The following is a 26,165-nucleotide window of genomic DNA, read 5'->3' as shown; positions in this document are numbered from 1 at the left end:
GACCTGCTCGGTCAGCCGGCCGGGTGGGAGAAGCCGAGCACCAGGGCCGAGACCGTCTCCATGCTGATCCCGTCGGCACCGAGCACGGCGGATCCGACCAAGCCCTGGCCCAGGGCGTGCAGGTGGAGGGCGGCCACCATCTCGGCGAGCTCCTCGGTCGGCCGGTCCGCAACCCGGCCGAGGCGGCGCAGCACGTCCTCGATGACCCCCACCACGCGGACCCGGAACCTCTCGGAGAAGTCGGCGAGCACCTCCCGGGCGCGCTCGTCGCGCAGCGCCAGCAACGTGAACTCGGCGTGCAGGATGTACCACTCCCGGCCCTGTGCCCGGACCGCGTCGAGCACCGTGCCGATGGACTCGATCGTGAAGTCCTCCTCGGGCACCGCGTCGACGGCGGCGGACGCCGCGGCCAGCATGCTCTCGCCGCGGTCGCGGAACACCTCGAAGAAGACCTCCTCGATGCTGGAGAAGTTCGAGTAGAACGCACCCCGGGTGTAGCCCGCCGCTCCCACGAGGTCGTCGACCGTCACCCCCTTGAGGCCCTGGTCGACGAACACGCCGAAGCTCGCCTCGACGAGCCTCGCGCGGGTGTTCTCCCGGCGCCGGGGGGCGGGGCTGGGCGGGGGTGTGGCGGTGGTCATGTGCACCCTCGATTCATTCGTGTATTCAATACGCTACCGTATTGAACGTGTCCTCGTACCTCTACCGGCTCGGCCGGTTCGCCGTCGGATCCGCTCGCTGGGTCGTGATGGCCTGGCTGGCGCTCCTCATCCTCGCCGGAGCATCGGCAGGCCTGCTCGGTGGTCATCTCCAGCAGGACCTCTCGATTCCCGGCACCGAGTCCCAGCGCGGCCTCGACACCCTCGACCACCGGTTCCCCCTGCTGGCCGGCACCAGTGCCCAGGTGCTGTTCGTGGCCCCCGAGGGCGAGCAGGTCGCGGACCATCGCGCGGAGGTACGCCGGGTCCTGGCCAAGGTCGCCGGCGTCGACCACGTCGCGCAGGTGATCGACCCGTTCGCCCCGGGCTCGGAGTACCTGCTCTCCGACGGGGGCCACGAGGCGCTCGCCCAGGTCCTGCTCGACGAGGGACTCAGCGACCTCGACGGTGACACGCTCAGCCACCTCGAGGACGCCGTCGAGGTGCCCGGGTCGAGTCCGTTGGCGGTGCATCTCGGGGGGTCGGTCTTCACCACGACCAAGGTCAGCCTCAGCGCGACCGAGGGTCTGGGCGTGGTGATCGCGATGGCGGTGCTCGCGATGACGTTCGCGTCGCTGCTGGCCGCGGGCCTGCCGATCCTCACCGCCCTGGTCGGGGTCGGCACCACGATGGCCGGCCTGCTCGCCGTCGCCTCCTTCACCACCGTGAACAGCACCACCCCGACGCTCGCGCTGATGATCGGGTTGGCGGTCGGCATCGACTACGCCCTCTTCATCGTGTTCCGCCACCGGACCCAGCTCGCGACCGGCATGGCCGTGGAGGTGTCGGTCGCGCGGTCGGTGGCGACCGCCGGCAGTGCGGTCATCTTCGCCGGCACGACCGTGATGATCGCCCTGTGCGGCCTCATCGTCGTCGGCATCCCGGGGATCACCGTGATGGGGTTCGCGGCCGCGGCGGGCGTCGCGGTCGCCGTCGCCGTCGCGCTCACCCTCGTGCCCGCGATCCTGGCCCTCGCCGGGGAACGACTCCGCCCGCGACCTGGATCCCGGGCGGCGCGGCACGGAGTCGTCGACGCGGCGTCGGGTGCCGGCCACAGCATGGGCGCCCGGTGGGTGCACTGGGTGACCCGCGCTCCCGTGCTCACCGTCGTCCTCACCACCGCCGTGCTGGTCGTGCTGGCGTTGCCCGCACGAGACCTCGACCTGGGGCTCCCCGACCGCGGCTCCGACCCGCCGGGCAGCACCTCACGGGTGACCTACGACCTGATCAGCGACGCCTACGGTCCCGGGTGGAACAGTCCGTTGCTCGTCACCGTGGACATCATCCGCACCACCGACCCGGTCGGGGTCGTCGACGACCTGGCCGCCGACCTGGCACGCCTCGACGGAGTGGCCGCCGTGCCGGTGGCGACGCCCAACCCGACCGGCGACCTCGGGGTGATCCAGGTGGTGCCGGAGGCCGGCCAGACGGACCCGGCCACCGCCGATCTGGTCCGCGAGATCCGGGACCGGCACACCGCGCTCGAGGAGAAGTACGACGTCACCGACCTCGAGGTCACCGGGCAGACCGCCGTCACCATCGACGTGTCCGACCGGCTCTCCGGCGCGCTGCTGCCGTTCGGTCTGGTCGTGGTCGGGCTCTCCCTGCTGCTGCTGACGATCGTGTTCCGGTCGGTGGCGGTGCCGGTCAAGGCGACGCTGGGCTACGTCCTCTCGGTCGCGGCGTCCTTCGGCGCGGTCGCCGCGGTCTTCGAGTGGGGCTGGTTCGCCGACACCCTGGGTGTCTCCCGGCTGGGACCGGTGATCTCGTTCCTGCCGATCATCCTGATGGGCGTCCTGTTCGGGCTGGCCATGGACTACGAGGTCTTCCTCGTGTCCCGCATGCACGAGGACTACATGCATGGCGGGGCGCACGGCGGTGACGCCCGCCGCGCGGTCGTCACCGGCTTCACCGCGAGCGCCCGGGTGGTCGCGGCCGCCGCGATCATCATGTTCAGCGTCTTCGCCGCGTTCGTCCCCCACGGCGATGCGATCGTCAAGCCGATCGCCCTCGGCCTCGCGGTCGGCGTGCTCGTCGACGCCTTCCTGGTCCGGATGACGCTGGTACCCGCCGTGCTCACCCTGCTCGGCCGGGGCGCCTGGTGGCTGCCCCGGTGGCTCGAGGCGCGGGTGCCGCAGCTCGACGTCGAGGGAGCGGGTCTCGTGGCGCACCTCGAGCACGAGGCGTGGGTGCGCGAGCACGGGCCGGTCGCGGTGCGTGCCGAGGGGGCCGCGGTGGTCGACCGTCACGGTCGGACCGTGCTGCCGCCGCTCACGCTCGTGGTCCCCACCGGTGAGCTCAGCGTGGTGGCCCTGGCCGACACGCAGACCCGCGCCGCGCTGCTCGCGACGCTGGCCGGGCGGCTCCCCCTGAGCGACGGCGTGCTCGTCGTGCAGGACCGGGTGCTGCCGGCGGAGACCCTCGCCGTCCGGGCCCGGGTCTGGTACCTGCCCCGGTTCCCCGGCATCGCCACCGTCGACCGGCTCACGAGCCTGGCCGCCGGCGGCTCGGACCTGCTCGTGGTCGTCGACGGGGTCGACGAGGCGGCCGGAGGTGTCCAGGAGGAGCACTGGCGCCGGCTGGCCGCGCTGGCCGAGGCCGGGGCGACGGTCGTCGCCGGGGCGAGCGGCGAGCCCGGCGTACCCCACCACACGCTGCGGCCGTTCGCGGTCGCCGAGAAGGAGACAGTCTCGTGATCCGCCGTCGCAACCTCCGGGCGCTGGTCGCGCTCGTCCTGCTCCCGGCGCTGCTGGCCGCGATGGCCCTGTGGTCGCTGGGCGACCGAGTCGCCGACACGGACCGGATCTCGGCCGCCGTGGTCAACCTCGACGAGCCGGTGACCACCGGCACCGGCGACCAGGCGCAGACCATCGCGGCCGGGCGGCTGCTCGCGGCCGGCCTGACCTCCCCGGAAGGCACCGGGACCGGCTCCGACTCCGGCTTCGACGCCGCCGGCTCCGGGCAGCGGCTCGACTGGCAGCTCACCGATGCCGCCGACGCCCGGTCGGGTCTCGACGACGGGACGTACGACGCGGTCGTGACCATCCCGAAGACCTTCTCGGCCACGGTCGCCGCCCTCTCGCGCAACGAGCCCAGCCAGGCCGCCTTCACCGTCCGCAGCGCGGACGGCTCGGGCGCGCTCCTCGGGCTGGTCAGCGACGACGTCAGCCGGACCGCCGCGGCTTCCCTGGGCCGCCGCATCACCGGCACCTACCTCCAGGGTCTCTACGCCCAGACCGCCCAGCTCGGGGTCAGCCTCGGCAGCGCGGTCGACGCCGCCGGCCGGATCGAGGACGGCTCGGCCACGCTGAGCTCGGGTGCGGGCACGCTGGCCGACGGGGCGCGCGAGCTCGGCACGGGCGTGGGCACCCTCGCCTCCGGGGCCCGCCGCCTCGACGAGGGCAGCACGACCGCGAGCTCGGGCGCTCAGGAGCTGACCCAGGGGCTGGGTCGCCTCTCCGGTGGCGCCGCCGAGCTGGCGGGTGCGGCTGGTCGCCTGGCCGATGGGGTGACGCGGCTCGGGGCCGGCGTCGACCGGCTGGGCCGCGGCGCCGGCCAGCTGGCGACCGGCTCTCGCACGCTGGCGAACGGGCTGGGCGACCTGGCGAGCGGCGTCCGATCACTGCCGACGCAGACCGGCCAGCTCGCCGACGGCGCAGCTGCCGTGAGCCAGGGCGTCTCGGGCTGGGCGCAGGTGCTGCGCGGCTGGCAGCAGGCCTGCGCGGTCGACCCGACGCTCGCCCGCTACGCCGCCTTGTGCGCCGGGACCACCCAGGCGGTGGGTGCCGACGGCACCACGGCCGACCAGCTGGTGGGCGGGGCTGCTGCCGTTGCCTCGGGCTCGCGACGGCTGGCGGACGCGGCGCCCGCCCTGGCTCAGGGTGTGAGCGATGCCGCGGACGGCGCCGGACGGCTCCGTGACGGTGCCGGACGCCTGGCGAGCGGAGCCGATCGGCTGAGCAGCGGGGCCGACCGGCTCGCAGCCGGGGCCACCGAGATCGGGGCCGGCGCGGACCGGCTCGCCACCGGTGCCGGGTCGGCGTCCAGCGGCGCCGACCGGCTGGCCGCCGGCACCGGCGAGCTGGCCGACGGAGCCGGGAGCCTGGCGACCGGAGCGACTCGGGCGGCGGACGGGGCCGGCGACCTCGCCTCGGGCGCCGGCCGGCTGGCCGGGGGAGCGGACCGGCTGCACGCCGGGGCCGGCAAGCTGGCCGAGGGCCTGCGCTCCGGCGCGGCGGCCCTGCCGTCCATGTCCGAGACCGAGCAGCAGCGTCTCGCGCAAGCGGTCGCGGCTCCGATCGTCGGCGAGAGCGACGTCGCGGGGCCCACCGAGGCGACCCGGCTGGGCATCACCCCCGCCGTGGTGGCACTGGCGCTCTGGCTGGGTGCCGCGCTGGTCTACCTGCTGCGCCCGGCCCTGCCGCCCTCGCGGCTCCAGGAGCCCGGCCTCCCCTGGCGCGTCGCGCTCGCAGGCTGGCGACCCGGCCTGCTGTGTGGCGTGGCGCAGGCGCTGCTCGTGGTACCCGCGCTGATGCTGTTCGACGTCTCCCTCACCCGCCTGGGTGTCCTGCTGCCCGGGCTCGTGCTCGCCGGGGCGGCGTTCGCCGCGCTCGTGCAGGGGATCGTCGCGCTGCTCGGCTCGAGTCGCGGCCGGGCCACCGTGCTCGTGCTCCTCGCGGTGCAGGTGCTCCTCCTCAACGGGCTGCTTCCCATCGACACCGCGCCGGGAGCCGTGCGCATGCTGCACGGGCTCCTGCCGGTGCCGGCGGCCGCCGACCTGGTGCACGCCGGCGTGACCGGCCACGGCACCGCCCTGTCCGCCGTGCTCGTGCTCGTGGCGTGGGGGGTCGTCGGCCTCGTGCTGGCGACCCGGGCCGCGCGCCGGGCCGCCACGGTCACGCCGGCCGACCTGCGGGCGCCGGCCGGCACGGACACCGAGGTCGGGGTGCTCGTCTCGCACTAGGGTGGCCCGATGGGTGACGCCGGCGGTCCGGGCACCGGCGTCCGGCTCGGCACGCCGACGGGCCGGGCCGTCGTCGCGGCCGCGGTGCTCGGCTCGGGGATGACGATGCTCGACGGCACGGTCGTCAACGTCGCGCTGCACACGATCGGCGAGGACCTGGACGCCTCGCTGGCCGAGCTGCAGTGGATCACCAACGGGTACCTGCTCTCGCTGGCCAGCCTGATCCTCCTGGGTGGCTCGCTCGGTGACCGGTTCGGCCGGCGCCGGGTGTTCGTGGTCGGCACGGTGTGGTTCGCGGCTGCATCGCTGGCCTGCGGTCTCGCGCCGACCCCGGTGACGCTGATCGCGGCGCGGATCCTCCAGGGCGTCGGCGCCGCCCTGCTCACCCCCGGCAGCCTGGCGATGATCCAAGGTGCGTTCGCCCGCGAGGACCGGGCCCGCGCGATCGGCTCCTGGTCGGGGCTGACCAGCATCGCCGCCGCGATCGGCCCCCTGGTCGGCGGCGTGCTCGTGCAGTACGCCAGCTGGCGCTGGATCTTCCTGATCAACCTCCCCGTCGCCGCGCTCACCGTGCTGATCGCCCAGCGGACCGTCCCGGAGACCCGCGACCCGCACGCGCCCCGCCGCTTCGACGTCCCGGGCGCGGTCCTCGCCGCACTGGCCCTCGGCGCCCTGACCTACGGGCTCACCGAGTGGGGTGGCCCGCTCGCGCCGTGGGCCGGAGCGGTCGCGGTCGCCGCGGCTGCGGCGTACGTCCTCGACGAGCGGCGCAGCGACCACCCGATGCTGCCGCTGGGCATCTTCGCCGACCGCACGTTCACCGCGGCCAACGCGATGACGCTCGTCGTGTACGCCGCGCTCGGCGCCGTGCTGTTCTTCCTGGTCCTGCAGCTGCAGACCGTGAGCGGGTACGGCGCACTGCGCGCCGGCCTGGCCACGCTGCCGATCACGATCTGCATGCTGCTGCTCGCGTCGCGGGGCGGCGCGCTCGGTGCCCGGATCGGGCCGCGGGTGCCGATGACGGTCGGTCCGCTGGTGATGGCGGCCGGCACGCTGCTGCTCGGCCGGGTCGACGCCCACGTCAGCTACTGGACCGACGTGCTTCCGGCGTTGGTGGTCTTCGGGCTCGGCCTGGCGCTGATGGTCGCACCGCTGACGGCGACCGTCCTGGCCGCGGCGTCCGACGAGCACGCCGGCATCGCCAGCGGCGTCAACAACGCGGTCGCCCGCGCCGGCTCGCTGCTCGCGGTCGCCGCCCTGCCGGCCGCGGTGGGGCTCGGGGGCGCGGAGTACGCCGACCCGGTGAAGTTCGACGCGGCGTACGGGAACGCGACGGTCGTGTGCGCCGCGCTGCTCGCGGCCGGCGGGGTGTTGTCGTGGCTGACGATCCGCACGCCCGCCCCGCAGGAGATCAGCGGGTGAGTCGGCGTACGGACTCCGGCACGGGCAGGCCGTCCGCACCGGGCGCGGGCACCGGCGGCTCGAGCACCTGGCGCACCGGCACCAGTCCGCTCCACACGCCCGAGTCGGCGCCGGCCTCCTCGGGCGTGGCCGGCCAGTCGTCGGCGACCTTCAGCACCCAGGCGCCTGGGTGGATCGGGAGCGCGAGCGCCATGGTCGCGGCCAGCTCCTTGCGGGTGGAGCGGCGCACCTCGGCGGTCCGGCCCGGGAGGATCGCCTCGCTGAACCGGTCGAGCGCGGCCTCGCGGTCCTCGTCGGAGAGCCGCTCCAGCGGGCCGCACAGCGTCGCCGAGCGGTAGTTGACCGAGGACTCGAACGTCGTAGGAGCGACCACCAGCGCGTCGACGACGAACACGGTGAGCACCGCGGGTGCACCGGCCGCCACCCGCCGCAGCGCGCCGGCGCCGGTGGACCCGTGCAACAGCACCCGGTCGCCGTCGCGGGCGTAGAGCATCGGCACGGCGAGCGGCTCGCCGTCGGCGACGCAGGAGAGGACGCCCGCCCACTGGGAGTCGAGGAGCGCGTCGAGCGCGGCGCGCTCGCTCAGGGGGTCGTTCACTGGTGGTCACCCAGCTCGAGGGTCATGAAGGTGCTGTAGGCGCTCGGGGCGTAGTCGCCGAACGGCCCGCACTCGACGAACCCGTGGCCGTCGTACAGCGAGCGTGCCGGGCGGAACGCCTCGGGCGTGCCGGTCTCCAGGCTCACCCGGGTGAGACCGCGGTCGCGGGCCAGGCTCAGGAGGTGGGTGAGGATCGCCCCGGCGACGCCACGACCACGCGCCTCGGCCGCGGTGTGCATCGACTTCAGCTCGCCGTGGCCGTCCCCGAGGTCCTTGAGCGCGCCGACGCCGAGCAGCTCACCGTCCGCCCGGTAGGACACGAACGTGATCGCCGGGTCCAGGAGACCCTCGACGTCCAGGGCGTGCACGTCCTCGGGTGGGCTGTGCTCGTCGGCGAACGCCAGGTGCCGCACGAGCAGTGCATGGACGTCCGCCGCCCGCGGATCGTCGGTGCTGATCTGGCCTGCCACGCGCGCAGGCTATCGGCGCGGGCTACCCGGACACGAAGATGCAGAACGGGTGTCCGGCCGGGTCGGTGAAGACGTAGAGCGGCTCCTCCTCGTCGTCGCTGCGGTCGTACGCCTCGGTGCCGCCGAGCTCGAGGACCCGTGCCCGCTGCGCCTCGAGGCTCTCGAGGTCGGGCACGGTCATGTCCAGGTGGAGCATCATCTGCTGGTCACCGGGGCGGTCCGGGCCGGGCGTCCACACCGGCGCGACGTACTCGGCGTTGGCCTGGAATGCCAGGCCGCGCCCGTCGGACCGGTCGTGCGGTGCGGGGCCGATGACCAGCCAGTCCTCGCCCCGCGGGTCGGGCGCGCCGGGCGCCGGGGGCTCGTCGCCGGGCCGGTAGGTGTAGCCGAGCAGCTCGCGGTAGAACTCGGCGAGCACCCGCGGGCGGCGGCAGTCGAGGACGGTCTGGGCGACGAAGGGATGGCTCGCGCTCACCTCGGCCACGGTACGCCGCGGCCGCGGGATCGCTGAGGCGGCAAACCTCATGACGCGTGGAGTGCCGCCGATCGGGAGGGGTACGGGCCCCCCGAGGGGGACACGAACCAGGAGGGACGACGATGACCACGATGACCGGAACGACCCTGAAGGCGCTGGAGACACTCGCGACGCCCGAGCGCCACCGCCCTCGACCGGCGGCTGAGACGTCCGTGCCTCCGGCCCGCAAGCCACGGGTGGCCGTGCGACCGCAGGACCTCGTCGACCTGATGGCGCGTCGTCCCGACCTGGCCGGGGTCTACAAGCCCGCCGACGTCGCCGCGGAGGCGATCCGCTGGTCTGCCTGATCGTCGACCCGCTGCTGTACTTGACAAAGTAGGTCCCTAGACTTAGGGCATGTGGGGCCAGCGGTCGAACGACCCGGCCCGTGACGTACTCGTCGCCACGGCCGCGCTGGTCCTGGGCGCCCTCGCGCTCGCCGAGCGGTTCGAGGATCTCCCGACTGCCGTTGCGGCGTACGCCGGAGCGTGGTGGGTCCTCGGGCTCGAGGGGCACGCACCCCACCGACGGGAAGGGACTCACCACCGATGACGACCGCGACACGGGTACGCCGGCAACGCACCGGCCAGCCACCGACCACGACGGTCAAGGAGCTCCGGGCGGCCGCCCGGGCCCGTGACCTGGTCGAGCTCATGGAGCGCCGGCCCGACCTGGCCGGGGTCTACCAGGCCGCCGACCTGGCCGTCGAGGCCATCCGGTGGTCGGCCTGACTCAGGGCCGACTCGGCGCGTCTGCTCGGCCTCGGTGAGCGTGCAGACGCGCCGACTCGGCAGTGGGGCGAGTCAGCGGAAGACGACCGTGCGGTGCCCGTTGAGGAGCACCCGCGACTCCGCGTGCCAGCGCACCGCGCGCGCGAGCACCTGGGTCTCCACGTCGCGCCCCGCCGAGACCAGCTGCGCCTGGGAGAACCCGTGGTCGACGCGCATCACGTCCTGCTCGATGATCGGGCCCTCGTCGAGGTCGCCGGTCACGTAGTGCGCGGTCGCGCCGACCAGCTTCACCCCGCGGTCGAACGCCTGGTGGTAGGGCTTCGCGCCCTTGAAGCTCGGCAGGAACGAGTGGTGGATGTTGATCGCGCGGCCGTCCAGCTCCCGGCACAGGTGGTCGGAGAGGATCTGCATGTAGCGCGCCAGGACCACCAGGTGCACGTCGAGCTCCGCGACGAGCTCCAGCACCCGCGCCTCCGCCTGCTCCTTGGTGTCCGCGGTGACCGGCACGTGGTGGAACGCGACGCCGTACGACGCCGCCATCGTCGCTGCGTCGGGGTGGTTGGACACCACGGCCGCGACCTCGATGCCGAGCGCCCCGGTGCTCGCCCGGAACAGCAGGTCGTTGAGGCAGTGCAGGTCCTTGGAGACCATGATGATCGTGCGGTACGGCGCGGCCGCGTCGCGGATCTCGAAGCGCATCTCGAACGTCTCGGCGACGGGCGCGAACTCCTCGCGCAGCGCCGCCTCGTCGACCTCGCCGGGGACGTCGACCGCGATCCGCATGAAGAAGCGGCCGCTGAGCGGGTCGCCGAACTGCTGGCTCTCGGTGATGTTCGCGCCGCGCTCGGCCAGGAATCCGGTGACGGCGTGCACGATGCCGGGGCGGTCGGGGCAGGAGAGGATCAGCACGAACTCGGACACGAGGGACAGTCTCCCATCGGGCCGCCGGGGAACCCCATTCCGGTCGGAGGCGTCGGATCCCCATGCGCAGGATGCTGGCGGTGCTCGCGGTGGCGCCGCTGCTCGTCGTCGCGGGCTGTGACGGGTCGGTCCCGGAGCCGGCGAGCGGCCCGGCCTCGACGGATGCCACGTACCCGGGCTCCGGTCCCGCCACCCCGCGAACACCGCCCCTGGCCTACTCCTTCGTCCTGACGTCGAGCTGCGGCGAGCGGAGCCTGATCGGGACCTACCGGGTCCGGGTCGAGGGCGGCGAGGCGATCCGGGCCGAGCCGGTGGGCCGGACGCCGAAGCCGACGCTCGCGGACGTGCCGACGCTCGCTGACCTCGAGGCGAAGATCGAGAACGCCGGACCCGAGGCGGTCGTGAAGGTCGAGCGCAACGACGCCGGGCTGATCACCTCGGTGAGCATCGACCCTCGGCAGGACACCATCGACGACGAGGAGTGCTACGAGGTGTCCGGTCTGCGCGGGCGGGTCGGCTGGGCGGACTGACGGTGCCGGATCAGGACGTACCCTGAGCGCGGGGAGGGATGTGATGGCACTCGGGCGCGCGCGCACGACGACCGCGGGGGTTCTCGTGGTGCTGCTCGCCGCGCTCGCGACCGGATGCACCGGCTCGTCAGGCGCCGAGGGCACCGGTGACCCCTCGCCCAGCGGGTCCGCGTCGGCGAGCGCGGCCGCGGGTGGCCAGACGGCCGAGCCCGCGCTCGACCCCGCGCACGCGGTCGACCCGCCCGGACGGCGTACCGGCCTGATCTCCCCGCCCGACATCGTCGCCAACGGGGCGAAGACGATCCCGAAGGCCACGGTCGACCGGATCCGGCACCTCGACGGCGTGCTCGACGTCGAGCAGGTCTCGCTCGTGTCGATTCCGATCGAGAACCGGGCGCTCAGCGTGGCGGCGGTCGACCCCGCGACGTACCGCAACTGGGTGACCGCCTCCGCGAGCGCCCAGACCGACCAGGTGTGGGACCGGGTCGCGGGCGGTGAGCTGGCGATCCGGCCGGCGCTGCGCAAGCGGGTGCCGCTCGACGACAGCGGGTTCCTCGCGCTCGGCAGCACCGAGGACGCGACGAAGGTCCATGTCGGCGCCTACGCGCAGCAGTCCTGGCTGGTCGATGCGGTCGTCAACGAGACCTGGATCCCGACGCTGCACATGACCCCCGGCAACGCGCTGCTGATCCGCACCGGTGGCACCGCCCCCGACGCGCTGCGCAAGCCGATCCAGCAGATCCTGCACGGCACCGAGGCGTCGGTGCAGATGACCGACGTCGTCGCGCGCGAGGGTCTCGACCCCGGCGCCGTCCAGACCGCGGTGGTCGTCGGGACGATCGCGGATGCCGTCGGCACCTTCCGCTACTCCGTGCTCTCGGGTGGTCACATCGCACCCGACCCCGCCTGGGTGGCCGCGCACATCGCGACCGAGCCGGTCCCGATCCTCGGCAACGTCACCTGCAACCGGCTGATGTTCCCCCAGCTGCGCGCCGCCCTCGAGGACGTCAGGGCGCAGGGACTGGCCGACAAGATCCACCCCGGCGAGTACGCCGGTTGCTACTACCCCCGCTTCATCGCGGGCAGCACCACGCTGTCCAACCACGCGTTCGGACTCGCCCTCGACCTCAACGTGCCCGGCAACCAGCGCGGCACCGCAGGCGAGATGGACCGGGGCGTCGTCGCGATCTTCAAGCACTGGGGCTTCACGTGGGGCGGCGACTGGCACTACACCGACCCGATGCACTTCGAGATGAACCGCCTGGTCGAGCCGCGCTGAGCCGCACGGTCTGCCGGGTGCCCGCTACGGTCTGGCCATGCGAGCCGCCCGAGTGCACCAGACCACCGGACCCGCCGACGTCGTCGTGGACGACGTACCCGAGCCGACGCCCGGCCCCGACGACGTCCTGGTCGAGGTGCACGCGGTCGGGATCTCCTTCCCCGACCTGCTGTTGAGCAAGGGGGAGTACCAGCTCAAGCCCGAGCTGCCGTTCACGCTCGGCGTCGACTTCGCCGGCACCGTCGTCAGCGGCGGGCCGTTCGAGCCCGGCCAGCGGGTGGCCGGCGTCAACGGGTACGGCGGCGCCGCCGAGCTGGTCGCCAACCCGGCGATGTTCACGTTCGCGCTGCCGGACGGGATGTCGTTCGAGGAGGGCGCGGCCCTGCCGATGAACTACCTCACCGCGCAGTTCGCGCTCGCCGAGCGCGGTGGCCTCCAGGCCGGCGAGACCGTGCTGGTCCACGGGGCCGCCGGCGGGGTCGGCACCGCCTCCCTCCAGGTCGCGAAGGGGTACGGCGCGCGCACCATCGCCGTGGTCAGCACCGAGGAGAAGGCCGAGGTCGCCCGGGCCGCCGGCGCGGACGAGGCCGTGCTGCTCGACGGCTTCAAGGACACGGTCATGGGACTCACCGACGGACGCGGCGTCGACGTGGTGGTCGATGTGGTCGGCGGCTCGGTGTTCACCGACTCGCTGCGCTGCCTGGCGGCCCAGGGCCGGCTGCTCGTGGTCGGGTTCGCCGCCGGCCAGGGCATCCCCGAGGTCAAGGTCAACCGGCTGCTGCTCAACAACGTCGACGTCCGCGGTGTCGGCTGGGGTGCCTACGCGATGATGCGCCCCGGCTACATGCAGCAGCAGTGGGCCGAGCTCGTGCCGATGATCGAGTCCGGCGTCATCAGGCCGCCGATCGGGGCGACGTACGACCTCGACGACCTCGGGCGGGCCCTGGTCGACATGGAGGAGCGCCGCACGCTCGGCAAGTCGGTCGTGCGGGTGCGGTAGTCAGCGGACGGTGAGCCGCACCGTCCCGGCGCCGTAGCCCGCGTGCCGGGCCGTGGCCCGGAAGCTGTGCTTGCCCGACGGGGAGAAGACGATCGTGCAGCCGCCGTTGCCGGCGGTCGAGCAGGACTGCCCGCCGGCGGACACGTTCGCCTGCGGCACCGGCACGCCGGCGTCGGTCACCGTGAACCGCACCTCCTGGCGCTGGCCGTGGCGCCACCGCTGGGGGGCCGCCTTCAGGGACAGGCCCGGCAGCACCTGCTGGTGGAACAGTGCGGTGCCGCTGTTGATCAGCACGTCGGCGGACCCGTCCGAGCCGGCGAGGAACACGCCGTACAGGCTGTCGACGGACGCCGGCGGCGTGATCGTCCGGACCGCTCCGAAGTGCGTGCCGGTGGTGCTGGTGTGCACCACCCGCACGTCGTCGTACGTCGTCCAGGCGATCCAGAGCCGGCCGCCGGGTCCGGTGGACAGGGCGATGTCGCGGGCGTCCTTCGATCCGGGCACGATCACCGGCTTGGCCCACCCGATGCGCCACAGGCCCACCGCGTCGCAGGTGGGGTAGCCCAGGCAGTACGCCGCGTACAGGCCACCGCCGGGTCGTGCCACGAACGCCGTCGACTGGCTGGGCGAGACGAGGTCGGTGCCCTCGCTGGACTGAGGAGCCTTGGCCGTGGCGCCCTCGGCCGGCAGGAGCTGGCGGACGAAGATGCCGGCCGTGGCCTGGCTGTTCCCGTTGCCGGACCAGGCCACCCAGACGTCGCCGCCGTCGCGGGCGAGCGCGGAGTTGTACGTGCAGCAGGAGTCGACCGTGAACGTCTGGTCCGCCGCGCCGGTGCTCCAGGTGATCGTGGAGTTGAGCGGGAAGGAGACGACCGGCGTGCCGTCCGCGAGGGTCGTGGCGCCGGTGCCGTAGCTGGCGTACGCGGAGTGGCTCTCCGTGAGCGCTCCGGACGCAAGGGTCCAGGTCGTGCCGGCGGCGTCGGAGGTGGCGCTGAACATCTGACCGGTGTCGTAGGGGCCGCCCGTCGACACGTCCCGGATGCCGCCGAAGACCAGCCGCATGCCGCCGTCCGGCGTACCGACGATCTTGGGGTCCTCCGGAAGCCCGGCCCACCCGTCCACCGCGACGCCGGTGGCCGTGGTCGTGCCGGACGGGCCGATGTTGGTGAACGCGAGCGTGTCCGACGTCCCGCCCCGCTGGTAGACGACGTGCAGCACGCCGTCGGCGGTGCGGTAGAGCCCCGGCTCCGCGATGTTGATGACGTTGCCGGTGGTGACCTTCGACCAGGTGCCCGGAGCGCCGCGGCCCTCGGGGACGGCAGGTGCCGCGGGGCTGGGTCCGGCGACCAGGGCGCCGGGGACGGCGAGCGCGAGGGTGGCGAGCAGGGAGACGAGGTGACGTGGTGAGCGCATGGCGATACCTCCGGATCGAACCGACTCTGGCACCCCGGGCCACCGCCCGCCATGGTCCTAGGTCCCGCGACCTCGTTCGCTCTGCGCGAAGGCGGGGCATGCGCGTCGGCAACCACGGCTACTGTCGTCGCCGTGAGCATCCTCGACGACGCCCGTCCGGGCATGAATCCCGAGATCCGGCCCCAGGACGACCTCTTCGGCCACGTCAACGGGCGCTGGCTCGACGAGACCGAGATCCCCTCCGACCGGTCGAGCTGGGGGCCGTTCGTCCAGCTCGCCGACGTCGCGGAGGAGCAGGTCCACGCGATCATCGAGGACCTGGCGCGCAAGGTCGAGGCCGGCGAGCCCGTCGACGAGGACGCCCACAAGATCGGCGATCTGTTCGCCTCGTTCATGGACACCGCCACGATCGAGCGTCACGGTCTCGCGCCCGTGCGGCCGCTGATCGACGCGGTCGGCGCGCTGCGCGACATCCGTGACCTCGCGGCGTTCCTGGGCGAGTTCGAGCGGATCGGCGGGCACGGCCTGTTCGGGTCCTACGTCGACACCGACAGCAAGGACTCCGACCGCTACCTGTTCAACCTGGTCCAGGGCGGCCTCGGACTGCCCGACGAGTCCTACTACCGCGACGACAAGTTCGCGGAGATCCGGGACAAGTACGTCGCCTATCTCACGACCCTGCTCGGTCTCGGCGAGCACCCCGACCCGGCCGCCGCCGCCGCGACCGTGCTGGCGATCGACACCCGGCTGGCCGCCGGCCACTGGGAGCGCGCCGAGACCCGCGACGTCCAGAAGACCTACAACCTGCTGACGAAGGCCGAGCTCGTCGAGCTCTGCCCGGCGTTCGACTGGGACGCCTACGTCACCAACCTGGGCGGCAACGCGGGGACGCTCGCCGAGGTGTGCGTGCGGCAGCCGTCGTACTTCGAGCACCTCTCCGGCGTGCTCGAGGAGGTGTCGCTCGACGACTGGCGCCAGTGGCTGCTCTCCCACGTGCTGCGCACCGCCGCCGCCTACCTCACCGACGACTTCGTCGAGACCAACTTCGACTTCTACGGCCGCACCCTCAACGGCACCCCCGAGCTGCGGGCCCGCTGGAAGCGTGGCGTCGCGCTGGTCGAGGGCGCGATCGGCGAGGCGGTCGGCAAGCAGTACGTCGACCGGCACTTCCCGCCGCGCGCGAAGGCGATGATGGACGATCTGGTCGCCAACCTGCTCGCGGCGTACCGCGTGTCCATCGAGAAGCTCGACTGGATGACCGAGGAGACCAAGCAGCGGGCCTACGACAAGCTCGACACGTTCCGGCCCAAGATCGGCTACCCCGAGAAGTTCCGCGACTACTCCGCGCTGCGGGTCGTCCGTGACGACCTGCTCGGCAACGTCGCCGCGGCCTCGGCGTTCGAGACCGACCGTCAGCTCGGCAAGATCGGGTCGCCGGTCGACCGCGACGAGTGGTTCATGCTGCCGCAGACCGTCAACGCCTACTACAACCCCGGCACCAACGAGATCTGCTTCCCCGCGGGCATCCTGCAGAAGCCGTTCTTCTCCCCCGACGCCGACGACGCCGAGAACTACGGCGGGATCGGTGCGGTCATCGGCCACGAGATCGGCCACGGCTTCGACGACCAGGGTGCGCAGTACGACGGCGCCGGCAACCTCAACGACTGGTGGACGCCCGACGACAAGGCCGCGTTCGAGGTGAAGTCGAAGGCGCTCATCGAGCAGTACGACGCCTTCGAGCCGCGCGCGCTGCCCGGCGAGCACGTCAACGGCGCCCTCACCGTCGGGGAGAACATCGGCGACCTCGGCGGCCTGACGATCGGCCACACCGCCTTCCTCATCGCCCGTGGGGGCTCGGCGTCCGCCGAGGACCGTCAGCGGCTGTTCATGAACTGGGCCTACTGCTGGCGCACCAAGCGCCGCAAGGAGCAGGAGCAGCAGTACCTCACGATCGACCCGCACAGCCCGCCGGAGTTCCGCGCCAACATCGTGCGCAACCTCGACGAGTTCCACGAGGTCTTCGGCACCGTCGAGGGCGACGAGCTCTGGCTCGACCCCACCGAGCGGGTCCGGATCTGGTAACCGGGTCTCGCGTGTCCTTGTCCGCAAGCCGGCTGCGCCGGCTTGCGGACAAGGACACGCGGGGCCCCGGATGCGGCTTCGGGTTGATCGTCCGACGGTGTGGCACAGGTAGGCGAGGAGCGAGATGACCGACACCGGGGCTCATGCTCAGTCTTCGTACCGGCTGCGGTTCGAGTGGGGGCCGACCGGGGCGGCGGCGATCGCGGCGGGGGCGGACGTGGCGGTGGTGGTCGACGTGCTGTCGTTCACGACCACGCTGAGCGTCGCGATCGAGCGCGGGATGACGGTGTTCCCGTTCCGGTGGCGCGATGAGCGGGCGGCGGCGTACGCCGCGGAGCGCGACGCGGTGCTCGCGACCGGGCGGTCCGAGCGCACCGGGGTGAGCCTGTCGCCGGCGTCGGTCCGCGCGGCGGCCGGGGTGGAGCGGCTGGTGCTGCCGTCGCCGAACGGTTCCTCGATCTCGTTCGGTCTCGCCGACACGGGCGTGCCGGTGGTCGGCGCCGCGCTGCGCAACGCCTCCGCGGTCGCGCGCTGGCTGCCCGCAGGCGCGACGGTGGCGCTGGTGGCCGCAGGGGAGCGCTGGCCCGACGGCTCGCTGCGTCCGGCGGTCGAGGACCTGTGGGGTGCGGGCGCAGTGGTGGCGGCACTTGCCGACCTCGGTGTGACCGACCTGAGCCCGGAGGCCCGGCTGGCCGAGCAGGCGTTCCGGGCCGCCCGGTTCCCCGAGGACCTGGTGGCCTGCGCGAGTGGCCGCGAGCTGGTCGACGCCGGCTTCCCCGAAGACGTGGCGATCGCCGGCGAGGTGAACCGGTGCGCCGCCGTACCGTTGCTCGTGGACCACGCTTTCGTGGAGGCATGATGACCGGACCCCGTGATCTCGCGACCCGCAAGGCCGACACCCTGGCGTTGTGGGCGACACCCGCGATCGACGTGTGGGTCGCGACCGCGTCGGCGGCCGGTGAGGCGCACCTCGTCCCGCTCTCGCTCGCCTGGACCGAGGAGAGTCTGGTCGTGGCGGTGCAGGAGACCTCCCGCACCGCCCGCGACGTGGCTGCCTCGGGTCGCGCCCGGCTGGCCGTCGGGCTCACCCGCGACGTGACGATGGTCGACGCGGTGCTCGAACGGACGGTCCCCACCGCAGCCGCGGGAGAGCTGGGCGAGGCCTACGCCGCCCAGGCCGATTGGGATCCTCGGGACAGCAGCGGGTACGTCTACCTGGTGCTGCGTCCCGAGCGGGTGCAGGCCTGGCGCGAGGCCGACGAGATCGCCGGCCGCACGCTCATGCGCGACGGCGCCTGGCTGGTCTGAGTCGGCGAGTCCCGCCGGCGCTCACTCGAAGCGCTCGACGGTCATCGTCCAGTCGTCGAGCCAGCCGGAGTCCGTGGTGGAGTCGCCGGTGGTGCTCGCCTGGAGGGCCAGGGTGTGGACGCCGTGGCCGATCTTGGTGCAGAACTGGGCGGAGTCGCCGTGGTAGGCCGACTCGGACGTGAACGCGAAGGGGCTGCCGTTGTCGGCGTACGGCGCGACCGGCACCCCGTCCCTGTGCAGCTGCAGGCTCATCCACCCGGTCCCGGAGTAGTAGCTCTCGGCGGTGAACGTCACCAGGACCGTGTCCGTTCCCTTCCGCGGGCCGGTCAACGACAGCTGGGCGCCCGGCACGGCCACGTTGGCTCCGTTGGTCCCGGGGAACGAGAACGGCTCGGCGGACAGCCTGCTGCTCATGCTCTTCAGCGGTCCGCCGTTGCAGCTGACCGGTGCGGTGGCCCTCGCCGGGACCCGCTGACCCTGGTGAGGGGCCGACCGGTCGGCGTTCGCCGAGCTGGACGTGGTGGCGGCGCCGACCAACCCGAGGGTGGCGAGGCCCGCGACGGCGGCGAAGGCGAGAGTGCGGTGGTTGCTCATCGGTGCTCCTGCTGGTGTGGGGGCCCGCCCGTACGAGCCGCATCGGTGGTCAGGAGTGACCTGGCTCACGCCAGATACGTCCGGGCGTACGGCGGCGTGGGAGCGCGCTGGTAGACAGGGCGCCATGACCACCTCGACCACCGCCGACGTACGCCAGCGTGCTGAGGCCCACCTGCGGGCGCTCGTCGGCAGCGAGGACGCCGCGCTCCGCGACGACCAGTGGTCGGCGATCGAGGCGCTCGCGGTCGATCGGCGCCGCGCGCTGGTGGTGCAGCGCACCGGTTGGGGCAAGTCCGCGGTCTACTTCGTCGCGACCCTGCTGCTGCGCGAGCGGGGTGCCGGGCCCACGGTGATCGTCTCGCCGCTGCTCGCCCTGATGCGCAACCAGATCGCGGCCGCCGAGCGCGCCGGCATCCGCGCGGTGACGATCAACTCCACCAACATCGAGGACTGGGAGCCGATCCACGCCTCGATCGCCGCGGGCGAGGTCGACGTGCTGCTGGTGAGCCCCGAGCGGCTCAACAACCCCGGGTTCCGCGACGAGGTGCTGCCGCGACTGGCCGCCACCTGTGGGCTGCTGGTCGTCGACGAGGCGCACTGCATCTCCGACTGGGGCCACGACTTCCGGCCCGACTACCGGCGCATCCGCACGTTGCTGGGCGATCTGCCCGACGGCATCCCGGTCCTCGCCACCACGGCGACCGCCAACTCCCGGGTCACCGCCGACGTCGCCGAGCAGCTCGGCGCCGGTCACGGCTCGATGGGCGACGTGCTGGTGCTGCGCGGCTCGCTCGACCGCGCGTCGCTGCGGCTCGGTGTGGTGCGGCTGAAGACCGCCGAGCAGCGGCTCGCCTGGCTCGCCGATCACCTCGCGGAGCAGCCCGGCTCGGGCATCATCTACTGCCTGACGGTCGCGGCCACCCAGGAGATCGCCGACTACCTGCGCTCGCGCGGCCACGAGGTCGCGGCGTACTCCGGGCAGACCGACACCACCGAGCGGCACGCGCTCGAGCAGGACCTCGTCCACGGGCGGGTCAAGGCGTTGGTCGCGACCAGCGCGCTCGGCATGGGCTTCGACGCCACCCTCGGCTTCGTGGTCAACATGGGTGCCCCGCCCTCACCGGTCGCCTACTACCAGCAGGTCGGCCGTGCGGGGCGCGGGACAGATGACGCGACCGTGGTGCTGCTGCCCGCGACCGAGGATCGCGACATCTGGGCCTACTTCGCCTCCCTGGCGTTCCCCCGTGAGGAGCAGGTCCGCCAGACGCTCGAGGTGCTCGCCGCCGAGGGGCGGACCCTCAGCACGGGTGCCCTCGAGACCTACGTCGACCTCAACCGCACCCGCCTCGAGACCATGCTCAAGGTGCTCGACGTCGACGGCGCCGTACGCCGGGTCCGCGGCGGCTGGGAGTCCACCGGCCGGCCGTGGGTCTACGACGAGGAGCGCTACCTGCGGGTCACCGAGGCCCGGCAGCGCGAGCAGCAGGCGATGCTCGACTACATCGCGACCGACGCGTGCCGGATGCGGTTCCTGCGCGACCAGCTCGACGACCCCGAGGCCGAGGACTGCGGGCGGTGCGACAACTGCGGCGGGCTGACCCTCTCGGCGGAGGTCTCGGCCGCCTCGCTCGAGGAGGCCGGCGCTCGGCTGGCCCGGCCGGGCGTGGTCGTCGAGCCCCGCAAGATGTGGCCCACCGCGCTCGCCAACCTCGGCATCGACCTCAAGGGCAAGATCGCCGACGCCGCCGAGGAGGGCCGTGCGGTCGCCCGGCTCACCGACCTCGGTCACGGTCAGGCCCTGCGCGAGCTGTTCGCGCCCGCCACGCCGGACGGCGCGGTGCCGGTGCCGCTGGTCCGCGCGGTGGTCGAGGTGCTCGGCGACTGGCGACCGCCGGTGGACGGCATCGTGGTCGTGGAGTCGCAGACGCACGCGTCGCTCACCGCTGACCTGGCCGCCGGCCTCTCGCGCTACCTGCGGGTGCCGGTCGTCGGCCGCTGGGCGATCGTCAACCCCGAGGTCGTGCCCGGGCAGGGTGCGGCCAACTCCGCCCAGCGGGTCGCCGCGGTGGGGCGCCGGTTCGCGCTGCAGGCCGACCAGCCGCTCGACGGCCTGCGGGTGCTCCTCGTCGACGACCGCACCGACACCGGCTGGACCCTCACGCTCGCGGCCCGCGCCGTACGCCGCGCCGGAGCCGCCGCGGTCCGGCCGCTGGTGCTGGCCACCACCACCTGACCGCATCTCGCGGATCGGTCTCGGGGTCAGTCTTCCGAGGAGTTCGTCGTGGTCGGCGTGAGGGCATGACCTACTGCCCTGGTGCCTGGCCGAGCTGCGTCCGTAGCGTCGATGCCGTGCCTGAGCAGCAGTCTCGGTGGCGCAACGTCCTTGCGGGGTCGGCGTTCGCCGGCTCCGCCGTGGTCGCCTCGGCCGGGCTCGGTCTCGCGGTGCCACACCTGAGCAAGGAGGGCGCCGGTGTCGTGGGGCTCCTCGGCACGCTCCTTCTCGCCGTCGGTGCGGTCGCGGCGGTTCGCTCCTCCCGGCGCCTGCTGTCGCGGGCGCGGCGGCGATGGTGGGTGCTGACGATCCCGGCGCTGCTGGTCACCGCATACCTGGCGGCGTGGACGGTGGGCCAGGGCGTCGCCGCCAGCTTCCCGGCACATCCCGGTCTGGGGTCGCGCACGCCGGCAGACCTCGGGCTGGCCTACGACGACGTCACCGTGCGGACCACTGACGGGGTCGAGCTCGCCGGATGGTGGGTGGAGCCGAGCAACGGCGCGGCCGTGGTCGTGCTGCACGGCGCCGGCTCCACCCGCACGGGCGCGCTCGACCAGGCGGCGGTGCTGGCCCGGGCCGGCTACGGCGTCCTGCTCCTCGACGCCCGCGGCCACGGCGAGAGCGGCGGGCGCGGCATGGACTTCGGGTGGTGGGGCGAGCGGGATGCGACGGCTGCGGTGGACTTCGTCCTCGACCGACCCGGAGTGGTCCCCGGCCGGGTCGGTCTCCTCGGGCTGTCGATGGGCGGTGAGGCGGCGATCGGCGCCGCCGGGGTCGACGCCCGCGTCCACGCCGTCGTGGCCGAGGGAGCGACCAACCGGGTCGCCTCCGACAAGGGATACCTGGACGCGTACGGCGTCCGCGGCCACCTGCAGAAGGCCGTCGACGAGCTGACCTATGCCGTCGCCGGGCTGCTGACCCCGGCCCCGGCGCCGGAACCGCTGCGTGACTCCGTGACCGCCGCCGCGGAGCGGGGGACGCCGTTCCTGCTCGTCACGGCAGGGGACGTCGAGACCGAGCGCCTCGCCGCGATGCGGTTGGAGCAGGCCGCGCCGGACGCGGTCGAGGTCTGGACGGTGCCCGGTTGCGGTCACACCCAGGGCCTGCGGACCGTTCCCGCCGAGTGGGGCCGGCGCGTGGTGGAGTTCCTCGACACGGCGCTCTCCGTCGACCGGTGACAGTCCGCCGTCCCGGGTGCGGCACTCTGGGGGTATGACTTCGCAGGACGGCACGCCCGACGAGAACGCCCGCGCCGCGGAGCTGGGTGAGCGCCTCGCCACCTGGCTCGAGGGCCTCGGGCTCGGCTCCCACCTCGGCGCGGCCGGGCTGCCGACGTACGAGCGCGACGAGCACGGCCGGGCGGCCTGGACCGACCCGAACACCGGGCTGCCGATGGCGAGCGTGCAGCTGGAGGACCTGGAGCGGCTGCTGCGCAGTGAGGGCACCGACCCCCAGCACGCGGTGCCGGTGCAGCTGGTCCAGGTGGCGCGCCAGGCGCGGGTGCGTGAGGAGCTGCTCGCCGGCCTGTGGTTCACCTACGAGACGCTGGGTGAGCTGCGCGGGACCTCGGTGGACGCCACCCGGTTCGCGGTGCACAAGGCCGGCGGCGAGCACCGCCTGCTGGTGGTCCACGCCGACGAGCGCACGATCGTGCCGGGGTTCCAGCTCACCACCCGTGGCGAGCTGCGGCCCGAGCTCGCGCCGGTCCTCGAGCCGCTGCTCGCCGCCCGGATGGACCCGTGGAAGGTCTGGGCGTGGCTGACCCAGCCCGCCGGGCTGCTCGGCGGCCAGGTGCCGGAGCAGGCGGCCGCCGATCCCGACTCCGCCGACCTGGTCCGTCACGCCGCCGTGCGCCTCGCCGAACGGGTCAGCGCTCAGCCGTGATCCGGTCCGCGTCGGGCGTGTCCGTCACGTGGTCGTAGTAGTCGCGCGGCCGGCCCGACCGGTCCAGCGTGGCGTGGAGGCGCAGACCAGCCGGCTCCAAGGTCCGTGAGCTGAGCCAGGCCAGCGCCAGGCTGGGCACCGCGACCAGCACCGCGGTGACGAGGAAGAACGACCCCGGGCGCGCGTCGGGCAGCAGGCCGTGGGATCCGAGCACTCGCATCACCGGTTCGTGGATGAGGTAGACGCCGTACCCGAGGGTCCCGACGAAGGCCAGCGGCTTCCAGTCGAACGCGCGGGACCACGGGCCCTCGTGCAGCACGACGCCGGCCAGCAGCGCCGTGACGGCCGCGGCGTACAACGGGTGCCACCACTCGCTGGCGGTGGGTACGTCGATCGGGCGGGTCATCACGAGCGCCGAGAGTCCCACCAGGCCGCCGAGGCCGAGCGCGAGGCGCGCCCCTCTGCCCAGGCGCACCCCGGCGGCGACCAGCACCGCGAGGGCCATCCCGAGGGCGAAGTCGACGCCGCGGGAGGGTGCGGAGTACCACACCGACCAGTTCTCGGCGTCCTGCGTGGTGAGCACGGTGGCCCAGAGCAGGTAGCCCACGCCGATCGCCGCGCAGAGCGCGGGCAGCGCGGACGCGACGGCCAGCCGGGCGCGGCGGCTCTCCTGGCGGCGGACGGCTCGGTTGACCACGGGGACGGCCAGGGCCATCAGCACGTAGAAGTGGAACTCCACGGCCAGGGACCAGGCGGGCCCGTCGGTCCAGAAGATGTACTCGTCGCTGTAGATCTGGGTGAACGTCAGGTGCATGACCAGGTCCTGCCAGTGCCCCGGCAGGGAGGGGTTGGTCAGCGCCCACACGACGAGCACGATCGCGGCGTACAGCGGGTAGAGCCGCGCCATCCGGCGCAGCAACAGCATCCGACCGGGCCGGCTGCCACTGCGGTCGGCACACGCACGGGCGACCGGCAGCCACAGCACCAGGCCGGAGAGCACGAAGAACATGTCGACGAACAGGTCGGTCCCGAGCATCGCCTGGTGGGCGGCTCCGGACCACGGCCAGGTCGCGTCCGGCCCGGTGCGGTTGTGCTGGTAGGAGTGGAAGGTCACCACGCACAGCGCGGCCAGACCGCGCAGCCACCCCAGCGGGTACTGCGGGCTGCGGGTGCCGCCGGGTGCCGACGGTGCGGTGACCGAGTCGGTCTGCTCACGAACGAGGGTCGGGGCCTGGGTCATGCCGCCACCTCCAGGTCGCCGGTGGCACCGGAGCCGACGGCCCCGGAGCTGTTGCCGGCGCTGCGCGGCGTGACGACCCACCGTCGCTCACCGCGCAGCTGCTTGAGCTGGGCGACGCGGTTCACGACGTTCTTGAGCTCGGTGTAGAACAGCACGTTCGCGATCGCGGCGGCGACGAACCAGCGACGGTGCCGGCGCACCTCGGGCACCGCGAGGCGCCAGGCGGCGACCGTCTGCAACGGTCCGGAGACCGTGGTGAACAGCGTCAGCAGCAGGAAGATCGGCGACGTCAGGTCGAGGCCGCCGTCGCGCCAGGCGTAGAACCCCAGCAGCGGCCACGCGGTCAGCGCGATCCAGGGGTAGAGCTCGCGCCAGCCCAGCAGGTAGACCACGCCGAGCCGCTGGCGCAGGGTGAGTGCCGGTGAGCGCAGCACCGTCCAGAAGTGCCGGCACGAGACCTGGAACCAGCCCTGCGCCCACCGCATCCGCTGGTTCCACAGCGACCGGGGCGTCTCCGGGGCGAGCTCACGGCTGACCAGACCCGGGTCGTTGACGATCCGGCCGCCGGCCTCGAGCACCCGCACCGAGGCCTCGATGTCCTCGGTGAGGAACGAGCCGCGCAGCCGGATCCGCTCGAGTGCGGAGGCGCGCCAGTAGCCGTTGGAGCCGCCGAAGATGCCGAACCCGAACAGCTGGGCGCGTCCGGGGTGGGCGACGGCGTAGATCTGCTCGAACTCGACGGCGACCAGCTTGGCCAGCGCCGACTCGTCGCCGTTGCGGATCACGCAGTGGCCCTGCACGACGTCCGCCCCGTCGGCGATCCAGCTCCAGGCCCGGTCGAAGGCACCCTGCATCGGGTGGTGGTCGGCGTCGAAGATGCCGATGATCTCACCGTTGGCGACCCGGAGCGCCGCGTTGACGTTCTGGGCCTTCGAGGTGCTGTCGGGCACCTTGAGGACCACCAGGCCCGGGCTCGCGTCCGCGAGCGCGGCGAGGTCGGCCTCGACGTCGAGCGGCACGGGGGTGTTGTAGGCGAGCACGACCTGCAGCCCGCCGGCGTACTCCTGGGCGAGGAAGTGCCGCACGGTCTGGAGGATCGTGTCGGCCTCGTTGGGCAGGTACGCCGCGATCACGGCCGTCGCCGGGGGTGCGGGGGTGCTCGGGCTGGCGGGCGGGCGCTCGGGGTCGAGCGCGTGGGCGCACTCGAACCAGATCAGGCCGGCCGTCCCGGCGAGCGCGGTGACCAGCGTCCAGTAGACGACGCTGGAGACGTCGAGGCCGACCGTGTAGAGGCCGACCAGTGCCAGGAACGGCACCAGGGCGACGCCCACCGTGGCCAGCAGCACCTGGCGCCCGGCGCTCCACAGGTTGACCCGCGGCCGGCGCTGGCGCAGGTGGGCGCCCTGGAGGCGGGGCTGGAGGTCGCGCTCGCGCACGGACTCGGCCGCGGCGTCGGCGGCGTGCCGCTCGGCCTGGGCCGGCTCCTGCTTGCGGGAGATGTGTGCCCAGCCGACGCCGAGGTCGACCACGCCCTGCGACCGGTCGCGGTCGCCGAGCGCGTCCAGGGTCTCGACGGCGTGGTAGGCCATCTCCTGAAGACGAGCCGGCCGGGCGGCCCGGTCCTCGCGGCGCAGCCGCAGGCTGAGCCGACCGTCGTCGGTGGCGGCAACGACCTCGCCGGGCTGGAGGAAGCGGGTCAGCCGTTCGGCCGCGGCCCGGACGACGTCCGCGGGCGGGCGCACCCGGGTGGTGACGTCGGTGCCGGGCAGGGCCCAGACCGGGTCGATGACCGCGACGATCTCGCGGCGGCGTGGGCGGGGAACGACGAGGCGGCTGCGGACCTGGGGCGAGACGACCTCGTCGGGCGAGCCGACCCGGCCCGCGGCCGGTCGGCTGGAGGGCGCGGGCGGGCGGCGGTCGAGGGTGAGGGACACGGCGGGACCTTTCGGTTCGGCGGACGCGCGGGGTGGGTGGGCGCGCGGGCGGACGGTGCCGGCGGTGGTGGCTGCCGGGGCTGCGCCTGGGGGCTGCGGCCGGGCTGCGGCGGGCTGGAGACGGTCTGGCGGGGGGCACAGGTCGGTCGGCGCGGCTGGGGCCGGCGGAAAGGCGCGCTGCGTGAGTCGCGCTCGACCTCCACCGTGTCGAGTCGGGCGCCGCACATGCAAGCTGAGCGGCCGTGGTTCCGGTCACGAGACGGCCGTCACGGTCGTTCTCACGCTCAGCGGCCGGCTCGTTCACCCAGGTTT

Annotated in this window: 24 protein-coding genes; 15 read left to right on the top strand and 9 right to left on the bottom strand. The window is 73.5% G+C overall.

The window, feature by feature from the left end; genetic code table 11:
* Positions 1–11 precede the first annotated feature (11 nt).
* On the bottom strand, positions 12–641 hold the full coding sequence (locus AC3ANS_RS22955) for a TetR/AcrR family transcriptional regulator (RefSeq protein ID WP_488293883.1): 630 nt from the start codon (positions 639–641) through the stop codon (positions 12–14).
* A 47-nt stretch (positions 642–688) separates the two neighbouring features.
* Between AC3ANS_RS22955 and AC3ANS_RS22950 the strand changes: the two genes are divergently transcribed.
* The 3 genes from AC3ANS_RS22950 to AC3ANS_RS22940 are packed head-to-tail and all read left to right on the top strand — an operon-like array spanning position 689 to position 7,083.
* The gene (locus AC3ANS_RS22950; RefSeq protein ID WP_488293882.1) at positions 689–3,394 is read left to right on the top strand and encodes an MMPL family transporter; all 2,706 of its coding nucleotides are present in this window, start codon (positions 689–691) and stop codon (positions 3,392–3,394) included.
* Positions 3,391–5,661, top strand: coding sequence for a YhgE/Pip domain-containing protein (locus AC3ANS_RS22945; RefSeq protein ID WP_488293881.1), 2,271 nt, complete (start codon positions 3,391–3,393; stop codon positions 5,659–5,661). Before AC3ANS_RS22950 ends, AC3ANS_RS22945 begins: the two co-directional genes overlap by 4 nt.
* A gap of 9 nt (positions 5,662–5,670) precedes the next feature.
* Entirely contained in the window at positions 5,671–7,083 is a 1,413-nt protein-coding gene (locus AC3ANS_RS22940; protein WP_488293880.1) for an MFS transporter, read from the top strand.
* Here the strand turns inward: AC3ANS_RS22940 and AC3ANS_RS22935 are convergent.
* From AC3ANS_RS22935 to AC3ANS_RS22925, 3 genes are read right to left on the bottom strand one after another with little or no spacing between them, the layout of a single operon-like run.
* Positions 7,073–7,681 carry a pyridoxamine 5'-phosphate oxidase family protein gene (locus AC3ANS_RS22935; protein WP_488293879.1) on the bottom strand — a complete coding sequence of 203 codons (609 nt, stop codon included), beginning with the start codon at positions 7,679–7,681 and terminating at the stop codon, positions 7,073–7,075. The genes AC3ANS_RS22940 and AC3ANS_RS22935 overlap by 11 nt on opposite strands.
* Positions 7,678–8,151, bottom strand: a complete 474-nt coding sequence (locus tag AC3ANS_RS22930; protein ID WP_488293878.1) for a GNAT family N-acetyltransferase — start codon at positions 8,149–8,151, stop codon at positions 7,678–7,680. Before AC3ANS_RS22930 ends, AC3ANS_RS22935 begins: the two co-directional genes overlap by 4 nt.
* A gap of 22 nt (positions 8,152–8,173) precedes the next feature.
* On the bottom strand, positions 8,174–8,626 hold the full coding sequence (locus tag AC3ANS_RS22925) for a VOC family protein (RefSeq protein ID WP_488293877.1): 453 nt from the start codon (positions 8,624–8,626) through the stop codon (positions 8,174–8,176).
* Positions 8,627–8,757: 131 nt separating this feature from the next.
* Here AC3ANS_RS22925 and AC3ANS_RS22920 point away from each other — a divergent pair, with 131 nt between their 5' ends.
* The 3 genes from AC3ANS_RS22920 to AC3ANS_RS22910 are packed head-to-tail and all read left to right on the top strand — an operon-like array spanning position 8,758 to position 9,396.
* Positions 8,758–8,973 carry a hypothetical protein gene (locus AC3ANS_RS22920; RefSeq protein ID WP_488293876.1) on the top strand — a complete coding sequence of 72 codons (216 nt, stop codon included), beginning with the start codon at positions 8,758–8,760 and terminating at the stop codon, positions 8,971–8,973.
* Positions 8,974–9,022: 49 nt separating this feature from the next.
* Entirely contained in the window at positions 9,023–9,217 is a 195-nt protein-coding gene (locus tag AC3ANS_RS22915; protein ID WP_488293875.1) for a hypothetical protein, read from the top strand.
* Positions 9,214–9,396, top strand: a complete 183-nt coding sequence (locus AC3ANS_RS22910; RefSeq protein WP_488293874.1) for a hypothetical protein — start codon at positions 9,214–9,216, stop codon at positions 9,394–9,396. The genes AC3ANS_RS22915 and AC3ANS_RS22910 overlap by 4 nt, the downstream gene beginning before the upstream one ends.
* 72 nt (positions 9,397–9,468) lie before the next feature.
* Here the strand turns inward: AC3ANS_RS22910 and purU are convergent, their stop codons facing one another.
* A complete protein-coding gene (gene purU, locus AC3ANS_RS22905; protein WP_488296552.1) occupies positions 9,469–10,326 on the bottom strand; it encodes a formyltetrahydrofolate deformylase in 858 nt (285 codons plus the stop codon).
* Positions 10,327–10,379: 53 nt separating this feature from the next.
* On the opposite strand from purU, the gene AC3ANS_RS22900 reads away from it, so the two are divergent.
* Genes AC3ANS_RS22900 through AC3ANS_RS22890 form a run of 3 tightly spaced genes read left to right on the top strand, consistent with a single transcriptional unit; the run spans position 10,380 to position 13,126 of the window.
* Positions 10,380–10,847 (top strand): DUF6174 domain-containing protein, encoded by a 468-nt coding sequence (locus AC3ANS_RS22900; RefSeq protein WP_488293873.1) that lies wholly within the window; start codon positions 10,380–10,382, stop codon positions 10,845–10,847.
* 43 nt (positions 10,848–10,890) lie between these two features.
* A complete protein-coding gene (locus tag AC3ANS_RS22895; RefSeq protein WP_488293872.1) occupies positions 10,891–12,126 on the top strand; it encodes a M15 family metallopeptidase in 1,236 nt (411 codons plus the stop codon).
* 37 nt (positions 12,127–12,163) lie between these two features.
* The gene (locus AC3ANS_RS22890) at positions 12,164–13,126 is read left to right on the top strand and encodes an NADPH:quinone oxidoreductase family protein (protein ID WP_488293871.1); all 963 of its coding nucleotides are present in this window, start codon (positions 12,164–12,166) and stop codon (positions 13,124–13,126) included.
* Here the strand turns inward: AC3ANS_RS22890 and AC3ANS_RS22885 are convergent, their stop codons facing one another.
* Positions 13,127–14,539 (bottom strand): hypothetical protein, encoded by a 1,413-nt coding sequence (locus AC3ANS_RS22885; RefSeq protein ID WP_488293870.1) that lies wholly within the window; start codon positions 14,537–14,539, stop codon positions 13,127–13,129.
* 162 nt (positions 14,540–14,701) lie between these two features.
* Between AC3ANS_RS22885 and AC3ANS_RS22880 the strand changes: the two genes are divergently transcribed.
* The 3 genes from AC3ANS_RS22880 to AC3ANS_RS22870 all read left to right on the top strand — a co-directional run bounded on the left by AC3ANS_RS22880 (position 14,702) and on the right by AC3ANS_RS22870 (position 17,929).
* Complete coding sequence (locus AC3ANS_RS22880; RefSeq protein ID WP_488296551.1) at positions 14,702–16,621, top strand: M13 family metallopeptidase; 1,920 nt, start codon at positions 14,702–14,704, stop codon at positions 16,619–16,621.
* A gap of 124 nt (positions 16,622–16,745) precedes the next feature.
* A complete protein-coding gene (locus AC3ANS_RS22875; RefSeq protein ID WP_488293869.1) occupies positions 16,746–17,480 on the top strand; it encodes a 2-phosphosulfolactate phosphatase in 735 nt (244 codons plus the stop codon).
* Positions 17,477–17,929: a hypothetical protein gene (locus tag AC3ANS_RS22870; RefSeq protein WP_488293868.1), complete on the top strand. Its 453-nt coding sequence runs from the start codon at positions 17,477–17,479 to the stop codon at positions 17,927–17,929. Before AC3ANS_RS22875 ends, AC3ANS_RS22870 begins: the two co-directional genes overlap by 4 nt.
* 21 nt (positions 17,930–17,950) lie before the next feature.
* On the opposite strand, the gene AC3ANS_RS22865 is transcribed toward AC3ANS_RS22870, so the two are convergent.
* On the bottom strand, positions 17,951–18,523 hold the full coding sequence (locus AC3ANS_RS22865) for a hypothetical protein (protein ID WP_488293867.1): 573 nt from the start codon (positions 18,521–18,523) through the stop codon (positions 17,951–17,953).
* Between the two features lie 124 nt (positions 18,524–18,647).
* Here AC3ANS_RS22865 and AC3ANS_RS22860 point away from each other — a divergent pair, with 124 nt between their 5' ends.
* From AC3ANS_RS22860 to AC3ANS_RS22850, 3 genes are all read left to right on the top strand, one after another.
* Complete coding sequence (locus AC3ANS_RS22860) at positions 18,648–20,756, top strand: RecQ family ATP-dependent DNA helicase (protein ID WP_488293866.1); 2,109 nt, start codon at positions 18,648–18,650, stop codon at positions 20,754–20,756.
* Between the two features lie 116 nt (positions 20,757–20,872).
* Positions 20,873–21,973: an alpha/beta hydrolase gene (locus tag AC3ANS_RS22855; protein ID WP_488293865.1), complete on the top strand. Its 1,101-nt coding sequence runs from the start codon at positions 20,873–20,875 to the stop codon at positions 21,971–21,973.
* Positions 21,974–22,007: 34 nt separating this feature from the next.
* The gene (locus AC3ANS_RS22850) at positions 22,008–22,679 is read left to right on the top strand and encodes a hypothetical protein (RefSeq protein ID WP_488293864.1); all 672 of its coding nucleotides are present in this window, start codon (positions 22,008–22,010) and stop codon (positions 22,677–22,679) included.
* Here AC3ANS_RS22850 and AC3ANS_RS22845 read toward each other — a convergent pair.
* Positions 22,663–23,919, bottom strand: coding sequence for an acyltransferase family protein (locus tag AC3ANS_RS22845; protein ID WP_488293863.1), 1,257 nt, complete (start codon positions 23,917–23,919; stop codon positions 22,663–22,665). The two genes, AC3ANS_RS22850 and AC3ANS_RS22845, sit on opposite strands and share 17 nt — an antisense overlap.
* Positions 23,916–25,853, bottom strand: coding sequence for a glycosyltransferase family 2 protein (locus AC3ANS_RS22840; protein ID WP_488293862.1), 1,938 nt, complete (start codon positions 25,851–25,853; stop codon positions 23,916–23,918). Before AC3ANS_RS22840 ends, AC3ANS_RS22845 begins: the two co-directional genes overlap by 4 nt.
* Between the last annotated feature and the right edge of the window lie 312 nt (positions 25,854–26,165).

The organism is Nocardia sp. 149-1B (assembly GCF_057747975.1).
Note: the sequence above shows the minus strand (reverse complement) of the source record. Positions and strands in the feature narration are given on the sequence as shown.

Excerpts from the sequence above, each read along its gene's own strand:
- AC3ANS_RS22940 (WP_488293880.1), top strand. The coding sequence starts at position 5,671 with ATGGGTGACGCCGGCGGTCCGGGCACCGGCGTCCGGCTCGGCACGCCG.
- AC3ANS_RS22860 (WP_488293866.1), top strand. The coding sequence starts at position 18,648 with ATGACCACCTCGACCACCGCCGACGTACGCCAGCGTGCTGAGGCCCAC.
- AC3ANS_RS22890 (WP_488293871.1), top strand. The coding sequence starts at position 12,164 with ATGCGAGCCGCCCGAGTGCACCAGACCACCGGACCCGCCGACGTCGTC.
- AC3ANS_RS22845 (WP_488293863.1), bottom strand. The coding sequence starts at position 23,919 with ATGACCCAGGCCCCGACCCTCGTTCGTGAGCAGACCGACTCGGTCACC.
- AC3ANS_RS22875 (WP_488293869.1), top strand. The coding sequence starts at position 16,746 with ATGACCGACACCGGGGCTCATGCTCAGTCTTCGTACCGGCTGCGGTTC.
- AC3ANS_RS22870 (WP_488293868.1), top strand. The coding sequence starts at position 17,477 with ATGATGACCGGACCCCGTGATCTCGCGACCCGCAAGGCCGACACCCTG.
- AC3ANS_RS22920 (WP_488293876.1), top strand. The coding sequence starts at position 8,758 with ATGACCGGAACGACCCTGAAGGCGCTGGAGACACTCGCGACGCCCGAG.
- AC3ANS_RS22880 (WP_488296551.1), top strand. The coding sequence starts at position 14,702 with ATGAATCCCGAGATCCGGCCCCAGGACGACCTCTTCGGCCACGTCAAC.
- AC3ANS_RS22915 (WP_488293875.1), top strand. The coding sequence starts at position 9,023 with ATGTGGGGCCAGCGGTCGAACGACCCGGCCCGTGACGTACTCGTCGCC.
- AC3ANS_RS22885 (WP_488293870.1), bottom strand. The coding sequence starts at position 14,539 with ATGCGCTCACCACGTCACCTCGTCTCCCTGCTCGCCACCCTCGCGCTC.
- AC3ANS_RS22900 (WP_488293873.1), top strand. The coding sequence starts at position 10,380 with ATGCGCAGGATGCTGGCGGTGCTCGCGGTGGCGCCGCTGCTCGTCGTC.
- AC3ANS_RS22955 (WP_488293883.1), bottom strand. The coding sequence starts at position 641 with ATGACCACCGCCACACCCCCGCCCAGCCCCGCCCCCCGGCGCCGGGAG.
- AC3ANS_RS22865 (WP_488293867.1), bottom strand. The coding sequence starts at position 18,523 with ATGAGCAACCACCGCACTCTCGCCTTCGCCGCCGTCGCGGGCCTCGCC.
- AC3ANS_RS22910 (WP_488293874.1), top strand. The coding sequence starts at position 9,214 with ATGACGACCGCGACACGGGTACGCCGGCAACGCACCGGCCAGCCACCG.
- AC3ANS_RS22850 (WP_488293864.1), top strand. The coding sequence starts at position 22,008 with ATGACTTCGCAGGACGGCACGCCCGACGAGAACGCCCGCGCCGCGGAG.
- AC3ANS_RS22895 (WP_488293872.1), top strand. The coding sequence starts at position 10,891 with ATGGCACTCGGGCGCGCGCGCACGACGACCGCGGGGGTTCTCGTGGTG.